Origin of the sequence: Novosphingobium nitrogenifigens DSM 19370, assembly GCF_000192575.1 — a bacterium.
Lineage (GTDB): Bacteria > Pseudomonadota > Alphaproteobacteria > Sphingomonadales > Sphingomonadaceae > Novosphingobium > Novosphingobium nitrogenifigens.
Genome location: NZ_GL876956.1, coordinates 1 through 226, shown reverse-complemented (window position 1 = coordinate 226; position 226 = coordinate 1). Strand labels below are relative to the sequence as shown.

The following is a 226-nucleotide window of genomic DNA, read 5'->3' as shown; positions in this document are numbered from 1 at the left end:
ATCACCTATGTCCGCACCGGCGCGATCACCCATCGCGACAGCCTGGGCAATCAGGGCCGCACCGCAGCGGGCGATGTTCAGGTGATGAGCGCGGGCACCGGGATCACCCATGCCGAATACAATCTGGAAGAGGAAACCACGACCCTGTTCCAGATCTGGATCCTGCCCACGCGACAGGGCGAACAGCCGAGCTGGGGCGCGCGTCAGTTCCCCAAGGGCGACCGCG

The 226-nt window shown here is 65.5% G+C and carries 1 protein-coding gene; it reads left to right on the top strand.

Annotation, left to right across the window (positions count from 1 at the left end; all coding sequences use genetic code 11):
- Positions 1–226 (top strand): pirin family protein (locus tag Y88_RS18735; protein WP_040702718.1); only part of this gene is annotated, 226 nt, incomplete at both ends.